Origin of the sequence: Variovorax sp. PBL-E5, assembly GCF_901827185.1 — a bacterium.
Classification (GTDB): domain Bacteria; phylum Pseudomonadota; class Gammaproteobacteria; order Burkholderiales; family Burkholderiaceae_C; genus Variovorax.
Genome location: NZ_LR594671.1, coordinates 4,422,981 through 4,439,122, shown reverse-complemented (window position 1 = coordinate 4,439,122; position 16,142 = coordinate 4,422,981). Strand labels below are relative to the sequence as shown.

16 protein-coding genes and 1 tRNA gene are annotated in these 16,142 nt (G+C 67.5%); 4 read left to right on the top strand and 13 right to left on the bottom strand.

The genetic code is table 11. The features are described 5' to 3' along the window. Positions 1-8: 8 nt before the first annotated feature. Both WDLP6_RS21640 and WDLP6_RS21635 read right to left on the bottom strand, forming a co-directional pair. Positions 9-890 (bottom strand): ABC transporter permease, encoded by an 882-nt coding sequence (locus tag WDLP6_RS21640; protein ID WP_162594005.1) that lies wholly within the window; start codon positions 888-890, stop codon positions 9-11. Continuing rightward, positions 887-1,837: an ABC transporter permease gene (locus WDLP6_RS21635; protein ID WP_162569238.1), complete on the bottom strand. Its 951-nt coding sequence runs from the start codon at positions 1,835-1,837 to the stop codon at positions 887-889. Before WDLP6_RS21635 ends, WDLP6_RS21640 begins: the two co-directional genes overlap by 4 nt. Before the next feature lie 63 nt (positions 1,838-1,900). Between WDLP6_RS21635 and WDLP6_RS21630 the strand changes: the two genes are divergently transcribed. After that, positions 1,901-2,215, top strand: a complete 315-nt coding sequence (locus WDLP6_RS21630; protein ID WP_162594004.1) for a YfhL family 4Fe-4S dicluster ferredoxin — start codon at positions 1,901-1,903, stop codon at positions 2,213-2,215. Here the strand turns inward: WDLP6_RS21630 and WDLP6_RS21625 are convergent. The 8 genes from WDLP6_RS21625 to WDLP6_RS21590 all read right to left on the bottom strand — a co-directional run bounded on the left by WDLP6_RS21625 (position 2,212) and on the right by WDLP6_RS21590 (position 8,694). After that, on the bottom strand, positions 2,212-2,646 hold the full coding sequence (locus tag WDLP6_RS21625) for a hypothetical protein (protein ID WP_162569236.1): 435 nt from the start codon (positions 2,644-2,646) through the stop codon (positions 2,212-2,214). The two genes, WDLP6_RS21630 and WDLP6_RS21625, sit on opposite strands and share 4 nt — an antisense overlap. A 66-nt stretch (positions 2,647-2,712) precedes the next feature. Continuing rightward, positions 2,713-3,345 (bottom strand): aminoacyl-tRNA hydrolase, encoded by a 633-nt coding sequence (pth, locus tag WDLP6_RS21620; RefSeq protein WP_162594003.1) that lies wholly within the window; start codon positions 3,343-3,345, stop codon positions 2,713-2,715. A gap of 159 nt (positions 3,346-3,504) precedes the next feature. Next, entirely contained in the window at positions 3,505-4,209 is a 705-nt protein-coding gene (locus WDLP6_RS21615) for a 50S ribosomal protein L25/general stress protein Ctc (RefSeq protein ID WP_162569234.1), read from the bottom strand. Positions 4,210-4,290: 81 nt separating this feature from the next. Continuing rightward, positions 4,291-5,265 (bottom strand): ribose-phosphate pyrophosphokinase, encoded by a 975-nt coding sequence (locus WDLP6_RS21610; protein ID WP_162569233.1) that lies wholly within the window; start codon positions 5,263-5,265, stop codon positions 4,291-4,293. A gap of 77 nt (positions 5,266-5,342) precedes the next feature. Next, positions 5,343-5,419: transfer RNA gene (locus tag WDLP6_RS21605), tRNA-Gln, on the bottom strand. Between the two features lie 70 nt (positions 5,420-5,489). Continuing rightward, positions 5,490-6,347: a 4-(cytidine 5'-diphospho)-2-C-methyl-D-erythritol kinase gene (gene ispE / locus WDLP6_RS21600; RefSeq protein ID WP_162594002.1), complete on the bottom strand. Its 858-nt coding sequence runs from the start codon at positions 6,345-6,347 to the stop codon at positions 5,490-5,492. Then, a complete protein-coding gene (locus WDLP6_RS21595) occupies positions 6,344-6,868 on the bottom strand; it encodes a lipoprotein insertase outer membrane protein LolB (RefSeq protein ID WP_162594001.1) in 525 nt (174 codons plus the stop codon). Before WDLP6_RS21595 ends, ispE begins: the two co-directional genes overlap by 4 nt. Continuing rightward, positions 6,865-8,694: a tetratricopeptide repeat protein gene (locus WDLP6_RS21590; RefSeq protein WP_162594000.1), complete on the bottom strand. Its 1,830-nt coding sequence runs from the start codon at positions 8,692-8,694 to the stop codon at positions 6,865-6,867. The genes WDLP6_RS21595 and WDLP6_RS21590 overlap by 4 nt, the downstream gene beginning before the upstream one ends. 82 nt (positions 8,695-8,776) lie before the next feature. On the opposite strand from WDLP6_RS21590, the gene mutM reads away from it, so the two are divergent. The 3 genes from mutM to mutY all read left to right on the top strand — a co-directional run bounded on the left by mutM (position 8,777) and on the right by mutY (position 12,691). Continuing rightward, a complete protein-coding gene (mutM, locus tag WDLP6_RS21585; protein WP_162593999.1) occupies positions 8,777-9,592 on the top strand; it encodes a bifunctional DNA-formamidopyrimidine glycosylase/DNA-(apurinic or apyrimidinic site) lyase in 816 nt (271 codons plus the stop codon). 71 nt (positions 9,593-9,663) lie between these two features. Beyond that, positions 9,664-11,628, top strand: a complete 1,965-nt coding sequence (locus WDLP6_RS21580; protein ID WP_162593998.1) for a dynamin family protein — start codon at positions 9,664-9,666, stop codon at positions 11,626-11,628. Further along, entirely contained in the window at positions 11,618-12,691 is a 1,074-nt protein-coding gene (gene mutY / locus WDLP6_RS21575) for an A/G-specific adenine glycosylase (protein WP_232077202.1), read from the top strand. The genes WDLP6_RS21580 and mutY overlap by 11 nt, the downstream gene beginning before the upstream one ends. On the opposite strand, the gene rapZ is transcribed toward mutY, so the two are convergent. Genes rapZ through WDLP6_RS21560 form a run of 3 tightly spaced genes read right to left on the bottom strand, consistent with a single transcriptional unit; the run spans position 12,688 to position 16,140 of the window. Beyond that, a complete protein-coding gene (gene rapZ, locus WDLP6_RS21570) occupies positions 12,688-13,563 on the bottom strand; it encodes an RNase adapter RapZ (protein ID WP_162593997.1) in 876 nt (291 codons plus the stop codon). The two genes, mutY and rapZ, sit on opposite strands and share 4 nt — an antisense overlap. Further along, complete coding sequence (gene recN, locus WDLP6_RS21565) at positions 13,560-15,242, bottom strand: DNA repair protein RecN (RefSeq protein ID WP_162593996.1); 1,683 nt, start codon at positions 15,240-15,242, stop codon at positions 13,560-13,562. Before recN ends, rapZ begins: the two co-directional genes overlap by 4 nt. A gap of 1 nt (position 15,243) precedes the next feature. Beyond that, positions 15,244-16,140 carry an NAD kinase gene (locus tag WDLP6_RS21560; protein WP_162593995.1) on the bottom strand — a complete coding sequence of 299 codons (897 nt, stop codon included), beginning with the start codon at positions 16,138-16,140 and terminating at the stop codon, positions 15,244-15,246. Positions 16,141-16,142 lie beyond the last annotated feature (2 nt).

Genomic DNA, 16,142 nt, shown 5'->3' with positions numbered 1-16,142 from the left:
GTCGGGGTTCAGCGGGCGCGTGCGAGGCGCGGGTCCAGCAGGTCGCGCAAGCCATCGCCCAGGAGGTTGAGGCCCAGCACCGCGAGCGCAATGGCGAGTCCGGGAAACACCGCGAGCAGCGGCGCCTGGAACATCATGGTCTGCGCCTCGGCGAGCATGCGGCCCCAGGAGGGCTGCGGCGGCTGCGTGCCGAGGCCGAGGTAGGAGAGCGCGGCCTCGGCCAGGATCGCGATCGCGAAGCGGATCGTGATCTGCACGATCAGTACCGCCGAGATGTTGGGCAGCACGTGCTGCATCGTGATCGCGAACGGGCCCTTGCCGCAGGCACGCGCGGCCGCGATGTACTCGCGCGACCAGATCGCGTTGGCCGATGCGCGCGTGATGCGCGCGAAGGTCGGGATGTTGTAGATGCCGATCGCGATGATCGCGTTGACGATGCCGGCGCCGAACACCGCCGTCAGCATGATGGCCGACAGGATCGCCGGAAAGGCCATCGAGAAATCGGCGAAGCGCATGATGGCTTCCTCGACCCAGCCGCGCCGCGCGGCGGCGAGCAGGCCGAGGGCCGTGCCGACCGTGAGGCCGATGCCGACCGCGATCACGCCGACCAGGATCGACGCGCGTGCGCCGACCAGGAGCAGCGAGGCGACGTCGCGTCCATAGGTGTCGGTGCCGAGCCAGTGCGCGCCGTTGGGCCGCAGCAGCTTGTGGGCCATGTCCATCTCGTAGGGCGACCAGGGCGTCCAGACCAGCGAGATGCCGGCTGCCAGCAACAGCGCCAGCGTGAGCACGGCGCCGATCGTGAAGCTGCGGTGGTGCAGCGCGCGGCGCCAGAAGCCCGGGACCTTGAAGGCGGCTGCGCTCGGCACCGTGGTGGGAAGGGCGCTCATATGTCGCTGGCTTTGATGCGGGGGTCGATGACGGCGTACAGCACATCGACGACAAAGTTGACGATGACAACCATCGCGGCCAGCAGCATCACGCAGTTGCGCACCACGATCAGGTCGCGGTTGCTGATGGCCTGGAAGATCAGCCGGCCGAGGCCGGGCAGGTAGAACACGTTCTCCACCACGATGGTGCCCGCGAGCAGCTCCGAGAACTGCATGCCCATCACGGTGATCACCGGGATCAGCGCGTTGCGCAGCACGTGGCGCCAGAGCACGGCGCGCTGCGAGACGCCCTTGGCGCGCGCGGTGCGCACGAAGTCCTCGCGCATCACTTCGAGCACCGCCGAGCGCGTGAAGCGCGCAAGGATCGCGGCCTGCACCACGGCGAGCGACAGCGCGGGCAGCAGCAGCGCCTTCAGCCCCGCGAAGATGCCGTCGCCCCAGCCGTCGAAGCCACCGGCCGAGAACCACTGGAGCTGCACCGAAAAGACCAGGATCAGCAGGATCGCGAACCAGAAATTCGGGATTGCGATGCCGATCTGCGTCAGGCCCATCAGGCCGACGTCGCCGAGCTTGTTGTGGCGCGCCGCGGCGGTCACGCCGACCAGCAGCGCGAGCACGGTGGTGAAGACCATCGCGAGCAGCGCGAGCGGCACGGTCAGTGCGAGGCGTTCGAGGATGAGGTCGAGCACCGGCGAGCTGTAGGCGTAGCTGTCGCCGAGATTGCCGGTGAGGAGGCCGCCGATCCAGTGCCAGTAGCGGGTCCAGGCCGGCTGGTCGAGCCCGAGCTTGACGGCCAGCGCGGCCACCGCATCGGGCGATGCGTCCGGCCCCATGAGTATCTGCGCCGCATTGCCGGGCAGGATCTCGAGCACGAGGAACACGATGATCGAAGCGCCGATCAGGGTGGCGATCAGCGTCACGAAGCGCTTGAAGAGAAAGAGATTCATGGGCCGGGGCGCAGCATAACCCGACAGACGCAATGACTGTGCCCGGCCCTTCATAATCCGGGCATGGCCCTCATGATCACCGACGAGTGCATCAACTGCGATGTGTGCGAGCCCGAGTGCCCCAATGACGCGATCTACATGGGTGCGGAGATCTACGAGATCGATCCGCACAAATGCACCGAATGCGTCGGCCACTTCGATGAGCCGCAGTGCGTGCAGGTCTGCCCGGTCGCGTGCATTCCGACCCACCCGGCGTATGTCGAGACGCGCGAGACCCTGTGGCAGAAGTTCGAGCGGCTCGCGATGGCCAAGGCGGCCAAGGCCGCACAAACGGGCAGCGCCGGCGAGGAGCCGCCAGCTGCTGCGCCCGCTGCCTAGCCTTGGGGTGCGCTCTTCCTGCCGGCGGCTTTGGCCGTCTTCTTCTTTGCTGTCGACGCCGGGGCGCGCACGCTGAAATAGTCGGCGCCGCTCTGGCCCTTCCTGCTTTTCCGGGCGCCGGTGCGGCTCTCTTGTCGCGGCTTGGCATCAGGTCTGTCCTCGATCAGGACCGGCTGCCGCTTTGCCTGCTCGGACTCCTGTCGCAGGCGGTCGCGCTCCAGCCGGTCGGCCGCGCTCCGGGCTTCCCGTGTCGTGCCATCGGCTGCGCGCTTTTGCGCCGCATCGCGTGCATCGTCGAGACCGACGACCTTGCCGTTCTTGCAGGGCTGGTCGGTGTAGGTATTGCCGCAGCGCCATGTGCCGGTGCCGCCGTCGGCTGCGTGCGCCGCGCAGTGAACGCCGGGCGCCATCAGGAGGATGGCGATCCGCAAGGCGATCCGGGTGTGTGACAGATTCATTTTTTCTCCCTTTCCATTCTTCTCTCTTCTCTGCTTGCGCTAACCCGCAGCGGGTGCCCCGCCTTCGCCGGGCTCGCGCCGCGGCGGTTTGGGGCGCGGCGGCTTGCTCGTGTGGATGAGCATCGTCGCCTTGTCCATCTCGCCGGCCACCAGCGCGGGCACGGCATGCAGCGTGCGGGCGATCGCATTCTCGATCGCTTCGCGTTGTTCCTTCAAGGGCTTCTTGAGCACCCAGTGGATGACTTCGGATTTCACGCCCGGATGGCCGATGCCGAGACGCAGCCGCCAGTAGTCGCCGGTGCCGAGTTGCGCATGGATGTCGCGCAGGCCGTTGTGGCCGGCGTGGCTGCCGCCGAGCTTCAGCTTGGCCTCACCGGGCACCACGTCGAGTTCGTCGTGGATGACGAGGATCTCCTGCGGCTCGATCTTGTAGAAGCGGGCCAATGCGGCGACCGACTTGCCGGAGAGGTTCATGAAGGTCTGCGGTTCGAGCAGCCACACGGTTTGGCCGCCGACCTGGCCCCGTGCGACGAAGCCGTGATAGCCGCGCTCGGGTTGCAGCACGAGCTTCAGATCGCGCGCGAGCGCATCGACCCACCAGAAGCCGGCGTTGTGCCGGGTGGCTTCGTATTCCGGGCCGGGATTACCGAGGCCGACGAACAGCTTGATCATATTGTTGCTCGCCCCCAGGCTTGCTCACTTCGTGTAGCCGCCAACCCCCCCTGCCGGGGGCGGGCCGGCCGCTTCCGCAGGGCGGGCGCGGCGGCCCTCACGAAGGAACGGCCCGCGTGGGCGGGCCGTTTGGCAGAGACTGAGCTGGGTCTTGGCGAATTACTTCTTCGCGGCGGGTGCCTTTGCAGCGGGGGTCTTGGCAGCCGGAGCGGCGGCCTTGCCTGCTGCGGCCTTGCCGGCAGCCGGTGCGGCAGCGGCTTCGGGTGCTGCGGCGCCTTCGGCAGGGGCATCGGCTTCTTCGGCGACCAGCGGCGGCACGGCCGAGACCAGCACCGGGTTGTTCTTGCCGTGGCTCACGAACTTCACGCCGCGGGGCAGCTTGACGTCGTTGACGTGCAGCGTCGCGTTCTTGGTGAGGCCGGACAGGTCGACCTCGATGAACTCGGGCAGGTCGGCCGGCAGGCAGCTCACCTCGAGTTCGGTCATCACGTGGTTCACGAGGTTGTGGTCGAGCTTGACGGCCGACGATTCTTCCTCGCCCTTGTAGTGCAGCGGCACCTTGACGGTCATGCGGGTGCGGGCATCGACGCGCTGGAAGTCGATGTGCTGCACGAGCTGGCGGAAGGGGTGGTATTGCACGTCGCGCAGCAGCACCTTGCTGGTGGCGCCGGCGAGTTCCATTTCGAGGATCGACGAGTGGAAGGCTTCCTTCTTGAGGGCGTGCCACAGCGCGTTGTGATCGAGCTCGATCAGCTGGGGCTGGCCTTCGCCACCGTAGACGATACCGGGCGTCTTGCCCGAGATGCGGAGACGGCGGCTCGCACCCGTGCCCTGCTTTGCGCGCTCAAAAGCGACGAATTTCATAACTGCTCCTGTGGAAGTCGACCGCGACCAGTGCGACTCCGGTTTCGACATGGGCCCTGCGAACAGAGCCCGGCTCTTTGCTCAGAACAGGGTTTCCTGATCCGAGAACAAACTCATGACCGACTCTCCCTTGGCGATGCGCTGGATCGTTTCGGCGATCAGCGGCGCCACGGAGAGTTGGCGAATCTTGGTGCAAGCCCCCGCGCCATCGGTGAGGGGAATGGTGTTGGTGACGACCACCTCGTCGAGCGCCGAACCCTGGGCGATGCGCTCGATGGCGGGACCCGAGAAGATCGGGTGCGTGCAGTAGGCGTACACCTTCTTGGCGCCGCGCTCCTTGAGGACTTCGGCGGCTTTGACCAGCGTGCCGGCGGTGTCGATCATGTCGTCCATGATCACGCAGTTGCGGCCGTCGATCTCGCCGATCACGTGCATGACTTCGCTCACGTTGGCGCGCGGACGGCGCTTGTCGATGATCGCGAGGTCGCAGTTCAATTGCTTGGCCAGCGCGCGCGCGCGGACCACGCCGCCGACGTCGGGCGAGACCACGATCAGGTCTTCGTAGTTTTTCTGGCGCAGGTCGCCGAGCAGGACCGGCGAGGCATAGATGTTGTCGACCGGGATGTCGAAGAAGCCCTGGATCTGGTCGGCGTGCAGGTCCATGGTCAGCACGCGGGCCACGCCCACCGTTTCGAGCAGGTTGGCCACCACCTTGGCCGAGATCGGGACCCGGCTCGAGCGCGGACGGCGGTCCTGGCGGGCGTAGCCGTAATAGGGAATGACGGCACTGATGCGCTCGGCCGAAGCGCGCTTGAGCGCGTCGACCATGATGAGCAGTTCCATCAGGTTTTCGTTGGTCGGCGCGCAGGTCGACTGGACCACGAACACGTCGCGTGCCCGCACGTTCTGGTTGATCTCGACGGTGACTTCGCCGTCGGAGAAGCGGCCGACGCGGGCTGCGCCCAGCGACGTGCCCAGATGCTGCGCTATTTCTGCGGCAAGGCCTGGATTGGCGTTGCCGGTGAAAACCATGAAATCAGGGTGGTGAGCCTGCATGAGCGTCCCGGCAAAATGCATCCGGCAATGCGAAATGGCTCTTGAAGGAGCCGCCAATATTCTCACGAATGAAGATTTGGCAGGGGAGAAAGGATTCGAACCTTTGCATGCTGGAATCAAAATCCAGTGCCTTAACCAGCTTGGCGACTCCCCTACACGGGTCGACGACTTGCGTCGTCAACCGATATATGTCGCACCAGATCGCAAAAAAGCGACCTGATTGTCTAGACCGCCCAGCCCACCAGGGGATGAACGGCCAAGTTGCTGCACTTGCGAACCTGCCAGCCCGAGGGCGCTTCGACCAGGTTCGTGTCATGCGGCATCGCTGCGAACACCGAACTTCCTGAACCGGTCATGCGGGCCTCGAGCCCCTGGTGACCGAGCCATTCGATGGCTTCGGTGACTGCCGGGCAAAGCCGTTGCGCAACCGGCTGCAGGTCGTTATGACCGAAATCAAAGCCAAAGGATGCTTCGGCTCCGCTGTGTGCAGCAAAGCCCGAGATTATAGCAGCGGGTGTGGCGCGCTGGAGGTCAGGCGCTGCAAAAATGAGACGCGTGTCGAGACCGACGGCCGGCTTGACCACGGCGAAGCGTCCTGGCGGCAAGGCGATCGGCGTGATTTCTTCGCCGATTCCTTCGACCCACGCGTTGCGTCCGCGCAGGAAGAAAGGCACGTCGGCGCCCAGGGCGAGGCCGATCTGCTCCAGCTTCCATAGCGGCAGATGCAGGCCCCACAGATGATTCAGGGCGAGAAGGCAGGTGGCCGCATCCGACGAGCCGCCGCCCATCCCCGCCTGTGCCGGAACTTGCTTGGCGATGCCGATGTGTGCGCCTGCTGCCGTTTGCGAAGCCGACTGCAGCGCCCGCGCCGCGCGCAGGATCAGATCGTCGGCGGGCAGCGGTGTCGTCAGGTCTTCGCGGGTGATCAGGCCGTCGCTGCGTCGTTCGACGTGCAGCGTGTCGCACCAGTCGATCAGCATGAACACCGACTGCAGCAGGTGGTAGCCGTCGGCACGCCGGCCGGTGATGTGCAGAAAGAGATTGAGCTTGGCCGGCGCGGGAAGATCGTAGAGCGCGTTCATGCGCGCTCGAACACGATGCGCAGGTCGGCCCGGGGCTGCGGCGACTCGCGGGTGGCCTGAAGGCGCCCGGCCGACACCTGCGACAGATCCGGACGCCAGCCGGGCACCGTTTCGTTTCGGCCCGCGAGCCAGGCGAAGAGCGCGCCCACGGGGATCGCCGCGCCGGTTGCGGCCGCGCTCAATGCATCGACTGAATCGAAACGCCGCGTCTGGCTGCCGTTCTCGAGCAGCGCCTCGCCCGGGGCCCAGTGGAGCCGGGCCAAGGTGCTGCCGATCGGGTTGGTGAGTGTGAGTTCGCCGGCTTGCGGACCGCCGCGCAGGTCGAAAGACGCGGAGAAGGTCTGCGCAGGCTCGCTGTCGACGCGCAGCGAGAGCCTGCCGCTCCATGCCTCCTCAGCGCTGATGCCGGCCTTGCGCAGGGCTGCAGGACCGGCACAGCCGGAGATCGCGGCGAGCACGAACCCACCCAGGAGCAGCGCGGCACCGCGTCGCGACAGGTCGGTGGTGGCCGGCAGGCTCAAGGCTTCACGCGCAGGCGCTTGAGCGTTTCCTGCAACGTCTCGTTGTTGGCATCCGCCAGGGATGCTTCCTTCCAGATGGAAATCGCGCGCTCGCGCTCGCCCGCGGTCCACAGGACTTCGCCCAGGTGCGCGCCGATCTCGGGATCGGGCCGGCTCTTGTAGGCGGTCTCCAGGATGCGCGTGGCTTCGGGCATGTTGCCGAGCCGGAATTCGACCCAGCCGAGGCTGTCGGCAATGAACGGATCCTCGGGCGCCAGCTGCACCGCCTTCTGGATCAACGTGCGCGCTTCGTCCAGACGCACCTTGCGATCGGCGAAGGAATAGCCGAGCGCGTTGTAGGCGTTCTGGTTGTCCGGCTTGAGTTCGATCAGGCGGCGCAGCAGGCGCTCCATTTCGTCGAGGCGGTTCAGCTTCTCGGCCATCATCGCCTGGTCGTAGATCAGGTCCGGATCGTTGGGCGTGGCGAGCTCGGCCTGGACCAGCATGTCGTAGGCGGCCTGGTACTGCTTGGCGTCGCGCAGCAGCTGCACCTCGGCCTGGAATTTCAGCTTCTTCTCGTCCGGGGTGCGTTCGGGGAGGCTTCGAACAAGTTCGCGCGCTTGCGGCATCTTGCCCTGACGCGCCAGCAGCGCCGCTCGGCGCGCCTGCGCAGCGAACAGATCCTCCGGGTTGTCGATGCGCGCGAGCCAGCTGTCGGCGGCCGTGAAATCCTTGCGCCGCTCGGCCAGCTGGGACAGCAGCAGATAGGCCTGTGTCTGGCCGCGGTCGCGCGCCTCGGGGTCGCGCTGCGTGCTGGCGAGCGACAGGTAGCGCTTGAGCGAGGCCTCGGCGGCCGCGTCCTGGCGGGCCTGGCCTTGCAGGCTGCCGAGCAGCAGCCACGGTTCGGCCAGTTCGGGGTGGCTCGTGGTGAGCGCGGAAAGCGTCTCGCTGGCGTCGGCATAGCGGTGTCCCTCGACCAGGACGCGCGCGTAGGCCATGCTCATTTCGGGCAGCGCCTTCGGGCTGGCCAGATAGCGCTTCACGATGGGCTCGGCCAGCGGTTGCGCGGGATCGATCAGCTCGAGCGCCAGCAAGGCCGGGCCTTCCGAGGAGGGGTCCATCTCCTGGCCTTGCCGGGCTGCTTCGAGCGCGCCCGAGGAATCACCCGCCGCCAGGCGAAGCCGGCCGACCGCTGCCCATGCCGCGCCACCGGTCCCAGGCTTCTTGAGATCGTCGGACAGCGCCTGCTCGACGACCGAGGCCGCGAGCTTCTTGTCGGTGGCGCGTCCATAGTTGCGTGCGATCAGTGCCATCAGGAAGGGGCGTTCCACCTCCGGCGTGGCGGCCACTTCCGCGCGCAGCAGCTCGGTCGTTTCGCCGATGCGATTCAACGCGATCAGAATCTGCAGCTCGAAGCGCCGTGCTTCGCGCGATTGGGGAATGGCCTCCTTCCAGGCGCGCACCGCGGTCAGGGCGGCATCGCCCGAGCGCGCTTGCAGCGCGACCTCGACCGCGCGCTGGAAGAGCTTGCCGTCGCGCGCCTTGCGCGCCGCGTCGAGCAGCAGCGCGAAGCCATCGCCCGGTTCGCCCGAACGCGCCGTCAACTCGCCGACGAGAACTTCGTAAAACATCTCGGCCGTCATGGCCGAAGGCTGTGCGGGCGTCTTGTCGTCGTTGCTTTGAGGGGCAACCGCAGGCGCACCAGGCGGGGGCGCGGGCCCGATGAGCGGCGCGGGACTGGTCGGCGCCGCAGGTGGCGGCGGATCGGTCTGAGCTTGCGCTGCGATCGCGATCAGGGCAGAAAACGCGGCCGCCGCGAGGCGGGATCGGCGGGGCGATAGGGTCATCGAACCATAATAATCCAAGCCTTTTGCATGACCACTGCGCGGGGGCTTCGGCCTGGCGCGTTTTCATGTCAGCCTTCGCCCCATGCCAGAACTCCCGGAAGTTGAAGTGACCCGACTCGGTTTTGCCGAGCGCATTGCGGGCGGCCGCATCGATGCGGTGCGCGTGGGCAAGCCGCTGCGCTGGGCGCTGGCCATCGAGCCCGACGCGCTGGTCGGACGCACCGTGCGGGCCGTGCGCCGGCGCGGCAAATACCTCCTGGTCGATCTCGATGTCGGCGTGTTGCTGCTGCATCTGGGCATGTCGGGCAGCTTGCGCTTCGACGCCGCGCTGCCCGAGGCGGGTACACACGACCACTTCGATCTGGTGACCAGCCGCGGCACCCTGCGCCTGAACGATCCCCGCCGCTTCGGTGCGGTGGTCTATGCCGAGGACGAGGCGGCTCCGCTAGCGGTCAAACTGCTGGGCGGCCTCGGCATGGAACCGCTCGGCGATGCCTTCGCCTTCGATGCCTTTCATGCGGGCCTGCGGCGCCGGCGGGCGCCGATCAAGCAGGTGCTGCTGGCAGGCGTCGTCGTCGTCGGGGTGGGCAACATCTATGCCTCGGAGGCGCTTTTTCTGGCGGGCATCCGGCCCACCATGTCGGCGTCGCGCATCAGCCGGCCGCGGGCCGCGCGCCTGCATGCGGCCGTGCGCGACGTCCTGGCCCGCGCCGTCGAGCGCGGCGGCAGCACGCTGCGCGACTTCTCGAACGTCGACGGACAAAGCGGATACTTCCAGCTGGAGGCCACGGTCTACGGGCGGGCCGGGGAGCCCTGCCGCGTGTGCGCGACGCCGATCCGGCAGATACGCCAGGGGCAGCGCTCCACTTATTTCTGCCCAAGCTGTCAAAAGTCCTGAAAGCGTGAAGGAGGATCGCTTGGGAGCAGCATGCCGATGCTATATTTTGTAAGTCACCCGCAACACTCCCCTTGGCACGATCCTTCAATCAGCAATTCGACCAGCACGGCGCCTGGCGGCGCAATTTCGCGCATCGCCTCAAATGGCTCGCCCGCTGGCTGAACGAAAACGAACTGCTAAACCAGGCCGTTGCCGAACGGCTGCGCGACCTCGAATCGCAGATGCGCAGCAGCAAGGTCATGGTCGCCTTCGTCGCGGAGTTCTCGCGCGGCAAGTCCGAGCTGATCAACGCCATCTTCTTCGCTGCCTACGGCCGCCGCATCATGCCGGCCAGCGCGGGCCGCACGACCATGTGCCCGACCGAACTGGGCTATGACGCGGCCTATCTTCCCTGTCTTCGCCTGCTGCCCATCGAAACGCGGCTCGAGCCGCATTCGCTCGCGCACTGGCGCGACGAGCCGGAGCGCTGGACCGAGCTGCCGATCGACGTAGAGAACGCCGAGGAGCTTTCGCAGATCATGAGCAAGGTGGCCGAGGTTCGCTGGGTGCCGCTTGCGGAGGCCCGCGCCCTCGGATTCTGGAGCGACGACGAGCCGGGCGAAAGCCCGGTGCCCGATGCCGAAGGCCGCGTCGAGATTCCACGCTGGCGGCATGCGCTGCTCAACATGCCGCACCCGCTCCTGGAACAAGGCCTGGTGATCCTGGACACCCCGGGCCTGAACGCGATCGGCGCCGAGCCCGAACTGACCGTGAGCCTGATTCCGCAGGCGCACGCGGTCGTCTTCATCCTGGGCGCCGACACCGGCGTGACGCGGTCCGATCTCGCCATCTGGCGCGAACACCTGGTCACCGAGGCCGACGCCACGGCTGAAACCCGCATCGTGGTGCTCAACAAAATCGACACCATGTGGGACACGCTCAGCGCGCCCGCGCAGATCGAACTGCAGATCCAGCGGCAGCGCCAGGGCGCCGCCGACACGCTGGGCGTCCCGCTGTCGCAGGTGCTGCCAGTGTCCGCCCAGAAGGGCTTGCAGGCCAAGATCCGGCGCGACGTGCCGCTGTTGCAGGCAAGCCGCCTTCCCGCGCTGGAAGCGGTGCTCGGCCAGGGCCTGCTCGGCAAGCGCGAGCGGATGCTGCGGCTGGCGGTGGATGGCGGGATCACCGCTTTGCAGACCGAAGCCGCGCGCATTCTCAACGTGCGCCAGCGCGACCTCTCCGAACAGGCGCTGGAGCTCCAGGGGCTGCGCGGCAAGAATGTCTCGGTCATCCGCCACATGCGGGCCCGCATCGAGCAGGAACAGGCGGAGTTCGAGGGCAGCAACACCCGCATCCTGGCCTTGCGCTCGGTGCAGGGCAAGCTGCTGCGCGAGGTGTATGCCGTGCTCGGCAGCACCGCGCTCAAGGCCGACATGGGCCGGCTGGCGGCAGCGCTCAAGCGACCTGGCATCAAACTCAACGTGCGCAAGGTCTATGGCGAGACCTTCGATTCGCTGCGCAACAACCTGCGCGAGGTGCAGGCGACCACGGCCGAGATCCAGTCCATGCTGCACGCCACGTTCCGCCAGCTCAATGCCGAGCACGGCTTCACGCTGCAGGCGCCGGCCGAGCCGGACCTGACGAGTTTCGAGCAGCAACTGGGCCAGATCGAGCACAGCCATGTGCACTACCTGGGCGTCGGCAACCTGCTCAAGCTGGCGCAGCATGATTTCTGCGACAAGCTGGTGCGTGCGCTGGCGAGCCGGTTGCGCGTGGTCAACGAAGCGGCCATGACCGAGGTCGAGCGCTGGAGCAAGGGCGCGGGCGCCCAGCTCGACGCCCAACTCAAGGAGCGCCGCCGCAACTTCACCAAGCGCATCGAGGCGGTCGAGCGCATCCAGGGCGCGGCGGGCAATCTCGAAGAGCGGCTCATCGAACTGGCCGCGCAGGAAAGCGGCCTGGTGGAGCTTCACCGCCGGCTGGGCGAACTGACCTCGCTGCTGGCGAGCAACGAAGCGCCCAACGCAGCCGCGGAACCCAGCGAACTCAGTGCCGCTTGACGCGCTGCTGTCGGTCGCGGCGGGGCTCGCGCCGGCCTTCGCCGAACGCGTCGTCGCTTGGCAGCACAGCCATGGACGCAGCGAACTCCCGTGGCAGAACACGCAGGATCCCTACCGCGTCTGGCTGTCGGAGGTCATGCTCCAGCAGACGCAGGTGTCGACCGTGCTGGGCTACTTCGCGCGATTCCTCGAGCGCTTCCCGGACGTGCGAGCGCTCGCGGCGGGCAGCGAGGACGAGGTGTTCGGCCTCTGGAGCGGGCTGGGCTACTACAGCCGCGCACGCAACATGCATCGCTGCGCGCAGGAGGTGGTGGCGCGTTTCGGCGGCAGCTTTCCGCGCACGGCAGAGGAACTGCAGACGCTGCCCGGCATCGGCCGTTCCACGGCCGCGGCGATCGCCGCATTCTGTTTTGGCGAGCGGGTCGCGATCCTCGACGGCAACGTCAAGCGGGTGCTCACGCGGGTGCTGGGTTTCGCGGGCGATCTCTCGTCCGCGGCCCAGGAGCGCGTCCTGTGGAGCGCTGCAGCGGCGCTGCTGCCGCCGGCGACGCAACGCTCTGCGATCGCGCGTTACACCCAGGGCTTGATGGACCTCGGCGCCACCGTGTGTCTGCCACGCAGGCCCAGCTGCATGATTTGCCCGGCCAACGATCTCTGCGCGGCGCAGCGCGAGGGCGCGCCCGAGAAATACCCCGTGAAGACGCGCAAGCTGCGGCGCAGCGCGCAATCTCTCTGGGTGCTGCAGGCGCGCGATGCGCAGGGCCACGTGTGGCTGGAGAAGCGTCCGCCGCGCGGCATCTGGGCGGGGCTCTACTGCTTGCCGGTCTTCGAAAGCAGGAGCCTGCTGCTGGCCGAACTGCCGCCGGCGGATCGCCCGGGCGCGCATGACGGCGCCGCCTTCGTGCACGTGCTCACCCACAAGGACCTCCATCTGCACCCGGTGTCGGTCGAATGCCGCGACAGGCCGTCGCTCGCTGCCGTCGGCGGATGGTTCAGCGCCGACGAATGGTCCGCGCTCGGCCTGCCTGCGCCGGTGCGCAAACTGCTGGCGGCCGGCAGCTAGACGCCGTCGAGTTCCCGGTGCCGCTTGAGTGCGGCCCAGCGCGCGCCGAAGCCGCGCGCCAGCTGTTCGACCAGGAAGACCGAGCGATGCTGGCCGCCGGTGCAGCCGATGGCCACGGTGACGTAGCTGCGATGGTCGCGCGCCAGGGCATCGAGCCAGCGGCCGAGAAACTGTTCGATGTCACCGTACATGCGCGCGACGTCGTCGTGCTCGCGCAGCCAGTCGATCACCGCGGTGTCGCGGCCGGTCAGCGCCCGCAATGCGGGCACGTAGTGCGGATTGGGAAGCATGCGCACGTCGAACACATAGTCGGCATCGAGCGGCACGCCACGCTTGAACGCGAAGGATTCGAACACCAGCGTCAGCGCGCTCTCGGGCGCCGAGATCAGCGCCTTGACGTAGCTCTGCAGCTGCGCGGGCCGGATGATGCTGGTGTCGATCACGTCGGCGCCGTCGCGCAGCTCGGCCAGCAATTCACGTTCGAGCTCGATGGCCTGCATCAGCACGCGCTGCTGCTCCGGCGCGTCGGTGCGGCCTTCCTGGCGCGAGAGAGGATGGCGTCGGCGCGTTTCCGAGTAGCGGCGAACCAGTGCATCGGTGGTCGAATCCAGGAACAGCGATCGCAGCGAAACGCCCTCCTGGCGAAGGCCCTCCAGTTGCTGCGGAACGAGGGGCAGCGAAACGCCGCTGCGCACATCCATTGCGATCGCGACGCGGGCCGCCTGTTGCTGTCGCTGCAATGCAACGAAGGGCGCCAGCAATTCAGGCGGCAGATTGTCGACGCAGTAGTAGCCGGCATCTTCGAGTGCATGCAACGCCACGGACTTGCCCGAGCCGGACATACCGGTGATCAGTACCAGTTCGAGGTTCACGACGAAGTCTCCGGCGACTTCTTGCCCAGCATTTCGCGCGCATGCGCCAGCGAAGTCTGCGAGACGCGCTCGCCGCCCAGCATGCGGGCGATCTCGCGTGTCCGGCTGTCGTCGTCGAGCACGGCGACGCCGCTTTCGGTGCGAAGACCGTTCTCGCCCTCGACCGTCGTCTGGCGCTTGGCGACCACCAGATGATGGTCGGCACAGGCCGCAACCTGCGGGAGGTGCGTGACGGCCAGCACCTGCCGGTCGCGGCCCAGCTGCTTCATGAGGCGGCCGACGGTGTCGGCGACCGCGCCGCCGACACCGGCATCGACCTCGTCGAAGATCAGTGTCTGCGCGGCGCCGAGCTCGCTGGTCGTGACGGCAATCGCCAGTGCGATGCGCGAGAGCTCGCCGCCCGACGCGACCTTGCCGATGGGGCGCGGCGTGGTGCCGGTGTGCCCGGCCACCAGGAAGCCGATGTCTTCGAGCCCGGCACGGCCGGGTTCGGCCAGCGGCTGCAGCGCCACTTCGAAACGGCCGCCCTGCATGCCGAGTCCCTGCATGGCCTGCGTGACGGCCTGCGCCAGCCGCGGCGCTGCCTGCTTGCGGGCCTTGGCGACGGCCTTCGCTTCCTTCATGTAGCGCTGCTGCGAAGCCCGCTCGGCGCTTTCCAGCGCGTCGAGGTCGCTTTGCGCATCCAGGGCCTGCAGCTCGGCTTGCCAGCCGACGAGCAGCGCGGGCAGCTCGGCGGGAGGCCGTCTGTAGCGTCGGGCCAGCGACATCCAGAGACCCATCCGTTCGTCCAGTTCGGCCAGGCGCTCGGGGTCGGTGTCGGCCTGACGCAGGTAGCCGTGCAGCGAGTGCGCGGCATCCGAAGCCTGGGCCACGCTCGATGCCAGGACTTCGCCCAGCGCTTTGAATTCCGGCTCGATGTGCTCGCAGTTGTGCAGCAGCGTGACGGCCCGGCTCAGTGCGACGAGCGCGCCGCCGTCTTCGTCCTCCAGCGCCGCGCACGCGCCTTCGGCGGCATCGATGAGCGCTTGCGCGTTGGAGATGCGGGTGTGGCTGGCCGAGAGTTCGTCCCATTCGCCATCGCCCGGCGCCAGCTTCATCACCTCGGCCACCTGCCACTGGAGTCGTTCGCGCTCGCGTTGCAGCGAGTCCTGCGCCGAACGTGCGGCTTCGAGCGCCGAGATCGATTGCCGCCAGCCTTGCCAGGCGCCCTCGAGGGCCGTGGTGTCGACGCCCGCGTACGCATCCAGCAGGCCACGCACCGACTCGGGCCGCGTCAGGCTCTGCCATGCGTGCTGGCCGTGGATGTCGAGCAGCCGGTCGCCCAGTTCGCGCAGTTGCGTGGCGGTGGCCGGGCTGCCATTGATCCAGCCGCGGCTGCGGCCCTGCAGATCGACCGTGCGGCGCAGCAGCAGCGCGTCGGTGGCCTCGAAGCCGCCTTCGTCCAGCCAGGTGGCGAGTTGGGGATCGGCATCGAACTCGGCACTGACGTCGAGGCGCTCGGCGCCTTCGCGCACGGCACCGGCGTCGGCCCGGTTGCCGAGGGCCAGCTGAAGCGCATCGATCAATATCGACTTGCCCGCGCCGGTCTCGCCGGTCAGGACCGTGAAGCCGGCAGAGAGATCGAGTTCGAGTGCGCGCACGATCACGAAGTCGCGCAAGGCGATGCGTCGCAGGGCCACGTCAGGAACCTCCTTCGTTCCAATGCAGTTTCTTGCGCAGCGTGTCGAAGTAGCTCCAGCCCTTCGGATGCAGAAAGCGGGCACGGCTCTCGGAACGCCGCACGACCACGCAATCGCCGATGGCCAGCGACGCCAGCGACTGCATGTCGAAATTGGCGCTCGCATCGCGCCCGCCGACCAGCTCGATCGAGACCTCGTCCGCGTCCGGCAGCAGGATCGGACGGTTCGACAGCGTGTGCGGCGCGATCGGCACCAGCACCCAGCCGGGAACCGCAGGGTGCAGCAACGGACCGCCCGCGGACAACGCGTAGGCCGTCGAACCCGTGGGGGAGGCGATGATCAACCCGTCGGCTCGCTGATTGGCCACGAAGTGGCGGCCCACCGAGACCCGCAACTCCACCATGCCCGAGGTCGCGCCGCGATTGACGACCACGTCGTTCATGGCGAGTGCGTCGAACACCGAAGCGCCGTCGCGCATCACCTGCGCATGCATGAGGCTGCGATGGTCTTCCTCGTACTCCCCGGCCAGCATCGGAATCAAGGTCGCCTGGTAGTTGTCCAGCGAAATATCGGTGATGAAGCCGAGCCGGCCGCGATTGATGCCGATCAGCGGTACGCCGTACGGCGCAAGCTGGCGCCCGATGCCGAGCATGGTGCCATCGCCGCCGACCACCAGGCCCAGATCGCATCGTTGGCCGATCTCCTCGACCGTGAGCGCCGCGTAGCGGCTCGTCTCGACGTCGTCGGCATGCGATTGCTCGACGAAAACCTCGCAGCCTTGCGATTCCAGGAAGACGCCGATGCTTTCCATGACGTTGTCCAGCGCGCCGCACTGCGCCCGGGCGCCGGAGGCCTGGTATTTACCTATGAGTGCGACATGCCGAAAGCAGGAGGTCATCT